Origin of the sequence: Pullulanibacillus sp. KACC 23026 (assembly GCF_029094525.1) — a bacterium.
Taxonomy (GTDB): domain Bacteria; phylum Bacillota; class Bacilli; order Bacillales; family Sporolactobacillaceae; genus KACC-23026.
Genome location: NZ_CP119107.1, coordinates 4019378 through 4032413 on the forward strand (window position 1 = coordinate 4019378; position 13036 = coordinate 4032413).

Annotated in this window: 15 protein-coding genes and 1 riboswitch; of the genes, 3 read left to right on the forward strand and 12 right to left on the reverse strand. The window is 36.3% G+C overall.

Features of this window, described 5'->3' with window-relative positions; translation table 11 throughout:
- Positions 1-493 precede the first annotated feature (493 nt).
- The 6 genes from PU629_RS18605 to PU629_RS18630 form a co-directional block, all read right to left on the reverse strand.
- Positions 494-844, reverse strand: a complete 351-nt coding sequence (locus PU629_RS18605) for a hypothetical protein (RefSeq protein WP_275281525.1) — start codon at positions 842-844, stop codon at positions 494-496.
- On the reverse strand, positions 845-1762 hold the full coding sequence (locus PU629_RS18610) for a S66 peptidase family protein (RefSeq protein ID WP_275281526.1): 918 nt from the start codon (positions 1760-1762) through the stop codon (positions 845-847).
- Positions 1763-1865: 103 nt separating this feature from the next.
- Positions 1866-2630 (reverse strand): serine hydrolase, encoded by a 765-nt coding sequence (locus PU629_RS18615; protein WP_275284498.1) that lies wholly within the window; start codon positions 2628-2630, stop codon positions 1866-1868.
- Positions 2631-2709: 79 nt separating this feature from the next.
- Positions 2710-2841, reverse strand: a complete 132-nt coding sequence (locus PU629_RS18620) for a VanZ family protein (protein WP_275284499.1) — start codon at positions 2839-2841, stop codon at positions 2710-2712.
- Positions 2842-3025: 184 nt separating this feature from the next.
- Positions 3026-4048 (reverse strand): serine hydrolase domain-containing protein, encoded by a 1023-nt coding sequence (locus PU629_RS18625; protein ID WP_275281527.1) that lies wholly within the window; start codon positions 4046-4048, stop codon positions 3026-3028.
- A 284-nt stretch (positions 4049-4332) separates the two neighbouring features.
- The gene (locus tag PU629_RS18630; RefSeq protein WP_275281528.1) at positions 4333-5472 is read right to left on the reverse strand and encodes an MFS transporter; all 1140 of its coding nucleotides are present in this window, start codon (positions 5470-5472) and stop codon (positions 4333-4335) included.
- A 403-nt stretch (positions 5473-5875) separates the two neighbouring features.
- Here PU629_RS18630 and PU629_RS22495 point away from each other — a divergent pair, with 403 nt between their 5' ends.
- Together PU629_RS22495 and PU629_RS18640 are read left to right on the forward strand one after the other, a co-directional pair.
- Complete coding sequence (locus tag PU629_RS22495; protein WP_343076295.1) at positions 5876-6022, forward strand: hypothetical protein; 147 nt, start codon at positions 5876-5878, stop codon at positions 6020-6022.
- Positions 6006-6242: a hypothetical protein gene (locus tag PU629_RS18640; RefSeq protein ID WP_275281529.1), complete on the forward strand. Its 237-nt coding sequence runs from the start codon at positions 6006-6008 to the stop codon at positions 6240-6242. Before PU629_RS22495 ends, PU629_RS18640 begins: the two co-directional genes overlap by 17 nt.
- An 86-nt stretch (positions 6243-6328) precedes the next feature.
- Here PU629_RS18640 and PU629_RS18645 read toward each other — a convergent pair whose 3' ends face one another.
- The 4 genes from PU629_RS18645 to PU629_RS18655 all read right to left on the reverse strand — a co-directional run bounded on the left by PU629_RS18645 (position 6329) and on the right by PU629_RS18655 (position 9005).
- The gene (locus PU629_RS18645) at positions 6329-6577 is read right to left on the reverse strand and encodes a hypothetical protein (RefSeq protein ID WP_275281530.1); all 249 of its coding nucleotides are present in this window, start codon (positions 6575-6577) and stop codon (positions 6329-6331) included.
- 108 nt (positions 6578-6685) lie between these two features.
- The gene (locus PU629_RS22640) at positions 6686-6874 is read right to left on the reverse strand and encodes a DUF4190 domain-containing protein (protein ID WP_481900520.1); all 189 of its coding nucleotides are present in this window, start codon (positions 6872-6874) and stop codon (positions 6686-6688) included.
- The gene (locus PU629_RS18650) at positions 6868-7527 is read right to left on the reverse strand and encodes a 2-phosphosulfolactate phosphatase (protein ID WP_275281531.1); all 660 of its coding nucleotides are present in this window, start codon (positions 7525-7527) and stop codon (positions 6868-6870) included. Before PU629_RS18650 ends, PU629_RS22640 begins: the two co-directional genes overlap by 7 nt.
- A gap of 212 nt (positions 7528-7739) precedes the next feature.
- Positions 7740-9005, reverse strand: a complete 1266-nt coding sequence (locus PU629_RS18655) for an MDR family MFS transporter (RefSeq protein WP_275281532.1) — start codon at positions 9003-9005, stop codon at positions 7740-7742.
- A gap of 510 nt (positions 9006-9515) precedes the next feature.
- On the opposite strand from PU629_RS18655, the gene PU629_RS18660 reads away from it, so the two are divergent.
- Entirely contained in the window at positions 9516-10496 is a 981-nt protein-coding gene (locus PU629_RS18660; RefSeq protein ID WP_275281533.1) for a phosphotransferase family protein, read from the forward strand.
- Between the two features lie 181 nt (positions 10497-10677).
- Here PU629_RS18660 and PU629_RS18665 read toward each other — a convergent pair whose 3' ends face one another.
- Positions 10678-11880 (reverse strand): phosphoglycerate dehydrogenase, encoded by a 1203-nt coding sequence (locus tag PU629_RS18665; RefSeq protein WP_275281535.1) that lies wholly within the window; start codon positions 11878-11880, stop codon positions 10678-10680.
- Positions 11881-11966: 86 nt separating this feature from the next.
- Positions 11967-12044, reverse strand: a riboswitch (ZMP/ZTP riboswitch).
- Between the two features lie 213 nt (positions 12045-12257).
- Positions 12258-13034 carry a sulfite exporter TauE/SafE family protein gene (locus tag PU629_RS18670; protein WP_275281536.1) on the reverse strand — a complete coding sequence of 259 codons (777 nt, stop codon included), beginning with the start codon at positions 13032-13034 and terminating at the stop codon, positions 12258-12260.
- Positions 13035-13036: the final 2 nt, after the last annotated feature.

Sequence of the window (13036 nt, forward strand, 5' to 3'; positions counted from 1 at the left end):
CTGCGTTAAGCAGGAAATCAGGGCTTTCAAATCACATAACTGTTGTATCTGTCATAACTAAAGTAAGTTTCATTGCCTGTCTTGCCGTGACCCTTCTTTACACTTTAATTATTAGGCGTTATAATAGGTTATATAAGAACGTATATTCGCATAAAATAACCTTATAAAACGAGACCTTAGCCTTCAGTTTATATAGCCTAAAGTAAATTAACCCATTTGTATGAATGGTCTTCTAAGAAAATCCAGTGACAGGATGATGATATTCAAATGAATCCTTTAAATTATTTAGATTCAGAAGAACGCATAATTTTTAACGAGATTAAAAAAATGATTAATGAATGTGATTCTAACAATCCGATTAGGTTAAAGGCACTGGAGCTGTCGCTTGATAGTTTACTTTTTAAATCAATTGAAAAATATTGTGAAGGATTAATAAAGAGCACAAAACAATAATTTAAATTCGTCAACTTGGAGAAATAATACGATCTTCCGCTTACGCTCGTGACTTAAAGAAAGTAAGCCCAATACCTATTATCACAATAACCATTAATGCACCGTTAAAGATCCTCTTAAAAATCCTTTTCTCTTTAACTGAAGAAAAAAATGGGAACTTTGACTCTAAAAACCTAGTAAAACTTCCAAGGCATCCGACACCTATGATTATGAAAACATCTGCCATTTCGTCGTTTAAAATAAGAATATACCGCAAGAATGCAATCGCTATGGATAAATACCCTAGGTAACCAAGACTGATATAGAATAACCGATAATCCTTCTCACCAGACATATGATCTACCTTCCCATATTTAAACTTGTTTACTTGATCCAAACCTTCAATACGCATTTAAGATTTAGCCACACCTGAATCAATCACTAATCTAGGTGGCGACGTTGTGAGTTTTGCATTTGCTCCCAGAGGCACGCCATAATTAGGCTGGCAATGACCGATATAAAAATTCTCAACAACGGGGAAAGACGCACAAGCGAAGAAATCTTGTAACACCTTTTTTATTTTTGCGTATTCTTCTGGATCCGCCTGAAAATTGCCAATGACCACACCTTCAACACTCTCAAACACTCCGGCTTGTTCGAGATGGGTAAGCATCAAATTAATCTTAAACGCAGGTTCTTCAACATCCTCAATGAGTAGGATGGCTCCGTCCGCATTCACTTGATAAGGAGTTCCCAAACCATTGGTGAGTAATGTTAAATTCCCTCCCACCAAACGTCCTTCCCCTGTGCCATAAACTAGCGTATTGAGCGGAGAATGACTAGAATCATAGGTCAAAGATTCTCCTGTGAATAAAGACAAAAATGTGGATTCTGTCTCCTTTGTCCTTTGTTCATCATTCAAATCGGATGCCACCATCGGCCCGTGGAAAGTAACCAAATGACTCAAATTTTGAATGGCATTTAGCAGATACGTCATATCGCTGTACCCCCAGAAGACCTTAGGATTTCTCTGTATCTGTTCATAATCAATCATAGGAGCAATTCTAGCGGTCCCAAATCCTCCGTTAGCACAAAAAATCCCCCGAATAGCAGGATCAAAGAAAGCCTCATGCAAATCAGCAAGGCGCTTTTGATCCAAAGATGTAAGCTCCTCCTCCACACTGAATACGTGACGTCCAAAGATGACATCAAGCCCCATTTCTTCAAGTACACGTTTCCCCTGTCGCAACATCTCTTTGTCTGGGGGGCCAGCCGGTGCAACAATCGCTACCCGATCACCTTCTTGTAAGGCACGCGGTTTGATCATCATTAACTTCCCTCCCTTTCCTAGGTATTAAAATTATTAATCTTAAAAATGCTTTTCATTTCACTTTTTAGTATTAAAACCAAAGAATAATGTTGTCGTATCTAAATTATTTCTCTTGATTTAAGTAGTTTTCATAAAGCAACTCAATACTTTCTAAAATTTTTTCATCTGAATGATTATTTTTAAATCTATTAGGCAAGTCTATTGCTCCTAAGACATACAAAAGAGGATTTTGGGTGAACTCACCTAATATTCCTAAGTCCACTACTACGTTATCCAATCCGCCTGTCATATGGTTTAAAATATATGGGGGTATATTCTTAACATCATCTTTTTGTCTTACTAATCCATTAATAATAGGTGCCCATAGTTCAGGATTAGCTTTGTATCCTTGAAATATTATTTTTAAAAGATTAAACACTTCAATTAATTGCCCTTTATTCTCCACATCTCTTGGATCCTCTGTAACATTAATATTATTAAAATGCCTCTTGAGTTTTTCATTAATTACTTCCCAACCACCAGAAAATTCAACAACTCGATTAGCAACAAAACTATCGTGGCAAGCAATCATCACTTCCACTGCATCTCGCAATGGTAACATATCTCTATGTTGAAAGTGAGGGTATATTTGATTACTATTCTCATTTCTATTGAATTGAATACGACCTACAATATCGTTCCAATTAATCTTTTCTTCTTCAACAAATTTAGCTATGCAGAATGCTATTGCTACTTTTGCAGCAGATGCAAGAGGTATTTCTAACTCTTGATTAAGAGATAGTATGACTTCCTGTTTTAATACTGAGTAAACCAGTATCCCTACTTCTCCCAACTCAATTTCATTTAATTTATTTAGTATCTTTTGCATTTTTTCCCCTTTATGATGCTCTGTCATCTTATTCGGTAATTTCTCAGTATCTTGAATTAGTCTGAGTTTTAGTTGAATACTAATTGTAGTCAAAAGCGTTCATTAACCTTCTTTTTAACTGGTTGTTTTTTAAATAATTTATGAGAGTACTTCCAAATAATGATCCAAAAGTATCTAGAATAATGTCATCTATATCAGAAGCACGGCCCATTGGAATGTCATATTGAACTACTTCTATAAATAAAGACAAAAAAACCTATTGTTATTCCCCTTACTCCTTTGACTTTCCCAACAGGAATGCTGACCGCTAATTGAATAGCGATGGAGTGCTCCTTGTTCTGCAAAAGCACGGGTGAAATAAAAACCTTTATCAATCTTTAGTGTTATACAACTTATTAGTTTGAAACTTCTTCCTCGATCTCTCTCATAATATCGAACGCTCCTTGGGATTTGTTAGAGCAAATTACTGTTTTTATTGAAGTTTCGGGGTAAAAAGTCGAATGAAAACTAACTCCAGGGTCATAACCCATAATATGATATTTAAAAATCTCACTATCATTTTTCTCAATCCATAGCCCATAACCATAATATCCATTTTTGTCATTGGTTCGAACATATGGAGTTAGTAACTTTTTAGTCTGTTCTTCATTAAGTAATTGGTTATTGATGAGTGAATCCCATAAAATTGCCATATCATTCACTGTTACATAGGCTCCGCCATCTGAACCACCCTTTACAGGCAACGAGTAAATATTTGTTTTCCACTTACCATTAGGAAGGTCAATATAACCAAGCGCTGTATGTCTGGGGAAAGAATCAAATTCAAAATAGCCTGAGTTAGTCATACCAGCCTTTTTGAATATATTCTCTTCTATATATTTAGAAAAATTTAGTTGGCTTGCCTGCTCGACAATTAAACCAAGTAAAATGTATCCTGCATTATTATAATGAAACCTTTCACCCAATTTTAATTTCATTGGTTGGTTCTGGAATAGTGGTAAGAAGTCTATTAAGTTTCTTATAAGATACATTGGATTCTTAACCCACAACTCCTCAAAATCGTCCATAACTTCTTCATCAAAATAATCAGGTATTCCTGAAGTATGCGTTAAAAGATGGTGAACGGTTATTTCCTTATCAAAATTAGGAAAATGCACATCAAGACAATCTTCTAATTTTGTTTCAAAAGTAAGTTTTCCTGCTTCCACAAGCTGGCAGATAGCTATAGATGTAAAGAGTTTGCATCCCGATGCAATCCCAAATCTTGTATCTGTGCTATTTTCAATTTGTTCAGAACGATTAGCATATCCGTAGCTTAATTCCAATAAGACATCATTATATTTCTTAACAAGAATGTTTCCTGAGAATCTAACTTTTTCTTTGGTGTCAGCTATACGATCTAGTATAATGTTTTTCATTAATAACCCCTCCAAAACTATTAACTCCACCTCTTCACCACAACTTTAAACAGTTTCTAATTAAACTATCCTACTTTTAATCAAGTGACTGAATTTTCTTTATCTTAATACTAACATTGATCTCCTAATTAGCGTGAGACAAATAAAAAGCGTCTCTTCATTTGTGAAGAAACGCAACTTGTTGGAAAAAGAAAATATGACGATTACCCAATCCTTTAAACCAATTTTTCACACGTTCAACGGGATCAGTATCGCCCTTAACGGTTAGAATGGGAACCTTTTGACTAGTCGTTTGATCGTTCAAACCGCTTATTCAACTGATTTTTTAAGCTATTTAACTTTGGGTTTAATAAGAAATAAACGGTAAACCCTAAATAACCCAATCCTGAGATGAATAAAATAATCTTCCCCGATGTTAGACCACCCATTAAACCACCAATAAAATATCCAATTGGGCTTAGAGAACCTAATATTGATGAAATAAAAGAAAAACCAAGTCCAATGTATTCTTCTGGTAAGTTCACCTGAATTAAAGTTTGCACATAAATATTTAGAATTCCAATACCAATCCAAGCAATACCAAACAAAATGGTAGCAAAAATGAGTTTATTCACTAAGAGTGTTGACATAACCCAAACCACTCCTGTAAACAAAGAAATGATTGGCATTACAAGGTTCAGTGGGAATTTTTCAACCTTATTTGCTAATAAAGTTCCCAATAAAGTCCCAATTGACATAGCCGTTAACCAGAAACCGTATTGGGCAGAGGTTTTGGATATGACAGGAAGCATTGCAATTCCCATCGTTGCCATGACATTCATTCCTATAACCCCAAAAACAATATTCAACAAGATAGTTTGTTCTTTTACAATTTGAAACCCCTGAATAAAATCAACTTTATACTGCTGTAAAAAATCATTAGTTGATCTCTCAGACTCTTTTTTAGTCTTTGGAACTTTGAGATATACTAGAAAAATTAGCCCTACAAAGAATAATAAACAACTATTGGAGACATAGATAAAACCAACTCCAATAAATAAGACAAGAATTCCCGATATGCCATTACAAATAATGTCAAGTGATTGATAACAAAATTCAAAAATGGAATTTATCTTAGTCAATTTTTCACGAGGGCTTAAAACCTCAATCAAAGAACTTTCTGTTGGGAATGTTATTTCCGATAACAGGAACGAAATAAACATCATGAAAAGTAAGAGCGGGAGCCACAAAAGATGGATGAAGTAAACGATTGAGATTACGCCAACAATAATGGATTGCCCTATCATTGCAAAATATAAAATCTTTCGTTTCGAATAACGGTCAATGATTGGACCATAAATAAATTGAAATGTTACGGGCAAAATAGCAACAGCACTGGTTATCCCTATCAAAAAAGGTGAGTCGGTAACAGTTTTGACTACCAAACCGTGGCGACCATATAAAAACTATCAGCAAAATTAGTAATAATACATCCTATCAAAAAAACAAATAATTGTTTATTCATAATTCTACTCCTTAAAATGTCTACAAATAAAAATTAAATAAAGTAAAGACATTTCAGGAGGCGACCGTATATTGCGTTATATATCAAAAGGATTCTGATAAACAATTTAAAACCATTGATTTTCCTCCCAACAATTTATTATAAATATCATTTCGTAATTTTTCTGTAAATTTCAACATGAGTGTTATAATAACGGGTAAAAAGAAGGCAGTGAAAGATTTGAAATGGTCAGAGGTTAGACAATTGTACCCGCATCAATTTGTTAAATTAAAAGTGTTGCTGTCTCATATAGATAATGGACAAGAGTTCATCGAGAAATTGCATTGATAAAATCTATATCAGATAAGCAAGCAACGAATGAACTTTTAAAATCAAAAGGTGATGAGCTGGTTTATCATACTGCAAATAAAAATATTGTGATTGAAGTACGCCAAGATGTGGGATTTGGCTTTCATGAAAATCAAGCATAATTATGGATTGCTATTAGTTGACATTACTTTAACATTTAAAGGAAGAAGTGAAGTAATAAAAAATATGGTTGTAGATACAGAGGAGACCAAAACTCTAATTTTCAAAAATATGGTTGAAGAACTAGGACTTCGTGTTGAATTACAAGAAAAATTGTTACTTATTTGGGGGGGCAAAGAGAACGCCTTTAAAAAGCAAGTAGATCAAATTCAATACCTTTAAAATAGGGACATCAATTAGTATACGAATTACAGCGTTATTCAAATTTTCCACTCCCAAAACTAAAACTAGATTTCCTTTCGTTCTAGTTATCCTTTTTTATTAATGAAAAGTCTTTTTATTATTCTAAGGGCAGAAAAAATAAGTGCAATGTCTGCAAGTAGATTAATTATTGGAAAACTCATCCCCCCATACTTACGAAAGACAAGCCAAGGAATTGGATACCCATACCAATGGTCCCCAGCTTCAATATCTGGACTATGAAATTCAAAAAACGACAAAATTAGTATGATTAATAGAGTGAAACTTAAAAGTTTATGTTTACTTATTTTTTTCATAATTTCATCCCCTCTTTTAACTTTCATCCATTTTTTTTCTAGCTATTCGGTCTTTTATCATTGCATTAAATGTCCTCTACCGGAATCAATAGTTAAATAATGTCTATTTTAGATTGTATTTATCATCCCGATTGAACGACATATCTGGTTGCAAGTAGAAGTGTCATCAAGAAAATTGAAATTACACTCCTTACAGAAAATGATACCCGTGATTGCTAGTTTTCTTCCTTCTTGTTTAATACGTTTCATTTCTATTAGTGCAACGATACCCAGTATTAAAGCAATAACACCTAAAATTTATGTAAATTTAAACTTTTAAACACAAAAATGATTGACCTTATTAAATGATCGCTTGCAACCGAAACATCTTCTGGAAAACCTTTCTCTGTTAGTTCACGCCCCGTTGAACAAGACATCAAAACATCTCTCAAGTCATGTTCTGCATGTCTAAAGGCACTTACTGCAACCTTGGCTTCTGAAGAAAGAGTTGATTGTTCAAATTGACTAAGAATGGCTCCCACTCCAATCCAATCTTCAATAGCTGGTCTTAACGTACCATTAGACCACTGTTCACCACATGCAACTACACTGACAACTTTGCTTGGATAATTCATCTTTATATAGTTAGAAACGGCGAAGGCATTCCTTAGACATCCGGCAATCGTACAAACATTAGATTCTCTCGCAATAACTGTACATGTTGAACCATTTGGAGACGGTAATACGATACGTGATTTTGGGGTTAATTCTAACAAAGAATTGGGAGAAAGAGATGGGATTTGACCACGTTCTTTAGCTAATAGGGCATTAACTGAATTGGCAAATCTATCGGCAGACTTGTCTTTGTAGCGATATGGAAATACCAATGCTTCTCTAGAACAAGCAATTTCAACACAAGTTGTAAACGATAAAACATCGATAATAACAACTACATTCGATAGTGGTGCCAATCGACGTACACCCTCCGCTCCCCACCATTTACGTTTTTAAACTCTACTGCCCCATTACTTAAAGAAAGAACGGCAACTGTTGTTCAATAATCGCTTCCTCTTAGCCAACCCTGTAACGAAACGATCACCGCTGACACAGAAAAAGGGAGAAAAACTTCATTCTCCCATGGTAGCCAAACATGCCCTTTTTTGTTGCTTGTTATTCTTCTTATCTATGAAACACTTTCCTCTTGTTGGTGTGCCTTTGCCCTGCTCTCTAGACCAGGGATGATCTTTTGGATCAGAAGGAATCCAATTAATCCTGTTATCAGCAAAAAGACGCTCATTTCCCCTTTTGACAGGTAAGCCCCTAATGTGACGGAAATCGATGCGAGAATACTAGCGCCTTGATAAGTAAAGGCGTTGACGGCCATATAGCTGCTTCTTTTATCATCAGGTGGAATGCTGGCTAAGTAATTTTGTTGAACAGGGACTCTCATAAGTTCACCTACTGTTGAAATCACCATGGCGGCTAGTAAGATCCAGACGTTATTAAAATAACTGATGGAGGTATAGCCGATTGTAAATAGAACAATGGAGATTAGAAACACATTTTTATCTTTATATTTTTGAATGATTTTGGCAATCAATGCTGCTAAAAGAACAACTAACAGTGTATTCTCCGTTCTTAAGATACCCGTCATTTTAAGCCCGTCCATTGACCAAAACAAGACATGTTGGGTTGGCATACTTTTATGAAGACGAACCGCGATATATTCGGTTAATTGAAATTCCAGGCTTTGAACAAACAACCCTGCTATAACAAACAAAATAAAGAGCTTGTCTGTTGCAACCGTCTTGTAACTTTGAAAAATATTGGTTAAAATCTTTGTCTCCTTATGTTTTTCTTTCATATGCTCTGGCGGGACATAACTTTCTTCAATAAAAAAAATCACAGCAATGGTGGTCAAAACAGAGATAATAGCCATTGCTAAGAGTAACTGAAACAGGTACTTTTCAAATAGAAAGGCTCCTACAGCCCCCCCAACCGCGACAGAAAGATTGGAGGACCAATACATAATCGCGTACATGGATTTGCGTTCCTCTGGTTTACTTATGTCAATAAACATCGCATCTGTAGCGGGTCCTTCAATCCCCCAACACACACTCCCCATTAAAAACATAAAGAAAGTAAGGATCGGCGATGTGAACCAAGGTGAATTAGCAAGAGTTCCAATGATCAAGACAAACGACATCATGACTTCAGCAATCACCATCAGTTTCTTTCTACCCATAACATCCGATAAATAGCCGCCATAAAAGCCAACCAGTACACCGACTAAAATATTTAAAATAAGCAGGATTCCTGTTAACTTTGCCCCAAAATGATCCGCAAAATAAATGGTCATAAAGGGAAAGATCATACTCCCTACAATACCGCTAAAAAAGCCTATAATAATTCTTAATTTAACATTTGGATGAAACTCTCGAAAACGCATGCCATACTCCCCTCACCAACACACTTTGTATTCCCTGCTTAACCCATGCCCTTTTGAGAGCCTTGGTATAACCTCCAATATTTGGTTATTTTGGTCTTCTTAATTATTTCGAAATTATAAAAAGTAATAAAAAGCAAGATGATACCAAATTATACCATAATCCAGAATAGATTTATTATAATTTTTATAACTTTTCCCTTTTTTGAAGTATTAATTATCTGCAAGCAAATTTGACCGTTGGCACCTTAAGAAAAAAGGCGCAATCTTTCATACGATCTTCAACTCCAGCATCACTACTTGAGTAATAAATTTCTTCTACCTCTTAGTGGATGATTCATTCTTCTTCACCTCTGCATAATATCAAATTAAACAACCGAAAATTCTATATTTTTAGCATATCACCAAGTTCCTTTTAATGGTTAAAAAATTTTATAGCGTTTCTTATGAGGCTATCTTAATTTATAATCGACTTAGATTAGAAGTCTATATTTCTAGTAAAGGAGCCATACTATGAAAGACAATTGGGAACGTCTGAATTCTCCTCCTTCCTTGAACTCTGCACAAATAAACGACATTATCGAAGAAGCTTTTCCAAATAAACGGGTGATCTATTCTGAGCGAATTGGCGTTGGACTAAGTAATTCCAACTATAAAATATATTTTAATAACACCCCACAACCTTTTGTTTTCCGACTATATAGAGGAACTAAGGAGGTGGCATCTAAGGAATTAGAGATTGCCCATTTAATTAGCAGACATATCCCTATCGCCAACTTCATCGTCTCCGATACTAGCTGCAGTAAAGTGGACCATCCTTGGTCTATTTTAGAATGGAAAGATGGTCAACTTCTGTGGAATGTGATCAGACAAGGAACACGTGAGGACATCGCTTCATCTGCTGAATCAACTGGTAAAGTGCTTGCTGACATACACCGATTTACATTTAATAATTCGGGGTTTTTCGGAAAAAGTCTCAAAATCAAGGAGCCTTTCAGAATGGATGGTGACCGATTTTTATCGGTTATAGATGAGTGTTTACATAACAATTGCGGATTATATCTTGGGGAAACATACACACGAAAAGTTTGGTCCTTTTGCCAAACGTACAGTTCCTTATTAACTGAAAACCAAGAATCCCCTGTCCTCGTTCATTCAGATTACAATGGTTTAAACCTATTAGTTCAACAGAAAGGAAATGGCTATTCAGTCTCTGCTGTTTTAGACTGGGAAGATGCCTTTTCTTGGAACCGATACGCAGATATTGGCAATATGTTACGATATGAAGAAGCAGCGTCTATTTTTGAAACCCATTTTATCCGAGGCTACCAAGAAAATGGAGTAACCCTCAATGATAATTGGAAACTCTTATCTAAGCTAGAAGATTTAGTGGCACTATGCGATATGTTAAACCATTCCACTCCTAATACGCCTAATCGTGTAAACGACTTAAAGAATTTGATCCTAAATACGATTCAATGTCAATTCAAATAAACGATCCGAAAACACAAGAAAAACGCATCAGTGAACCAATCACTGTGCGTTTTCTTGTGTAAAGTTTATTGTGATTTTAACTACGAATTGGTATATGATCGGTGTTTCTCTATTCAAGAACTGAACTTGCAAGGACTAGATCCCCATCTCTTTAGTTTCAGTAACATTCAAGCAACCGGGTTTAAATAATACGGGTTCTTATGATTCCTTGAATTTGGTTAATTTCCCCTTCCAATTCTTGAACAGTTGCTCCATTTAATTCATTATCAATGTCAATAAGCGTATAAGCGATCGTTCCACGGTTTTTATTGACCATATCTGTAATATTAAATTGATAAGCCGCTAAGATAGCCGTGATATGGCTGACCATATTCGGAATGTTATCATGAAAAACCGTTATTCGGCGCTTTCCCGTATAAGGAAGTGTAACGTTTGGAAAATTGACGGAGTTTTTAATGTTACCTGTCTCTAAGAATTCCTTCAATTGGCGGCTCGCCATTACCGCACAGTTTTCCTCAGATTCGATGGTCGAAGCCCCCAAATGAGGCGTTGCAAAAGCATGCTTCATGTTGAGTACATGTTCATTCGGGAAATCTGTCACATACTTGTTGACTTTTCCACTTTCTAGAACCACGGCCAGATCCGTTTCGTTAACAAGCTCACCGCGAGAAAAGTTTAAAATCGTGACACCAGGCTTCATCTTGTTAAAGGCCTCTTCATTGAACATATCTCTTGTCTGATCATTTAATGGCACATGAACGGTTATATAATCCGCCTCTTCAAAGAGTTGGTCAATGCTCATCGCCCGCCCGACATCCCGAGATAAATTCCAAGCAAGATCTACAGAGATGAACGGATCAAAGCCAACGACATCCATCCCTAAGTTCAGGGCATTGTTAGCGACAAGCGCCCCGATAGCCCCTAAACCAATAACACCAAGAGTTTTACCTTCCAGTTCAGTTCCAACAAACTGTTTCTTTCCTTCTTCAACCTGCTTTGCCAATTCATGACCATCACCTGTTAAGTTCTGAGTCCAAGTTACGGCCTCATAAAGATTTCGAGAGGCATTTATTAATGAGGCCAAAACAAGCTCTTTGACAGCATTGGCATTCGCTCCTGGGGTGTTAAAGACCACAATGCCTTTATCAGTACAGAGTTGGACAGGGATATTATTGACCCCTGCTCCAGCTCTGGCTATAGCTTTTAGATGCGTTCCAAATTCCATGGTATGCATCTCATGACTGCGAACAAGGATTCCATCCGGATTTTGGCTCACATTGGAGACCTCATACTGCTCCTTAAATACTTTTAAGCCCTTTTCGGAGATCTTATTTAACACTTTAATTTGCCCTAACGTTTTCTTTTCTAAAGTTGAAGTAGACATGGCCATTCATTCCTCCTTATTGGTTTTTCACAATCTCAAGCTCAAATTCCCCTTAAAAACACAAAGAGGCAAGGGATAGAATCCCTTACCTCTGCCCAGGCGAACGGCCTCGATACAATGCGCTCCCTCACGGTGATCCGTGTTCGCCAGTAACACATTGCCTTTTAATTTCTTTTAGTCTAACAAACTCGCAAGCAATCTTCAACCCTTATTTTGAAATAATAAGAAAATGATAGACCGTTCACTTTCAACTTCAGTGAATCACTGCAAATAAACCCGTTAACCCTCACATTTCAATTAAATGAAATAGAAATAACTGTCAAAATCTGAAATTAGCCGCCATTTATTAATCTTTCAAATAGACCACCTAACACTACTCACAATATACTGCTCCATACCTTTATTGCGGTCATGACAATTAAAAACGCAAGTATCCCCTTTAACACCTTCGCATTTAGACGTTGCCCAAGCATCGCTCCTAGTGGTGACGCAATAATACTCGCAAGTACCACTATAAGTGCTGGGATAAACAGCACTTGATGCGAGACTAATTTTCCAAAAGTGGACCCAATGGAGGAAATAAAGGTAACAGCAAGCGATGTGGCAATTGTAACTCGCAGCGGAATTTTAAGAACCGTTAGCATTATCGGAACTAAGAGAAAGGCTCCTCCAGCCCCAACTATTCCTGCACTGACGCCTACCAAGAAGGATAGGATGATGGCCCAAAAGCGATTGAAATTATGTGGCTCATCTAGATTCCTCTCTTCTTTTCGTGGAATAAAGATTAAGATAACGGCAAGCAGGGCTAGAATCCCATAAACAAGGTCTTCAACTGCATTAGAAACCCATCTTGACCCTACTCCACCAAGCAAACTTCCAATTAAAATACTTATTCCCATATACATGATAAGACCTTTATTTAAATAACGGCTTTTCCGATAGGCAAAAACTCCTGTGAGGGTTGCAAAAAAGACTTGAACAGCTACGATCCCTGAGACACTATGGGCAGTTAAGGCAGCAAACCCCAAAAGTGGTGGAATATAAAGCAGCATCGGATAATTAATGATGGCACCCCCGACGCCAAGCATTCCTGAAAGAAATGACCCAATAAATCCTAAAACAAACAATATAACCAGATAAGAAAATGATAGCAAGG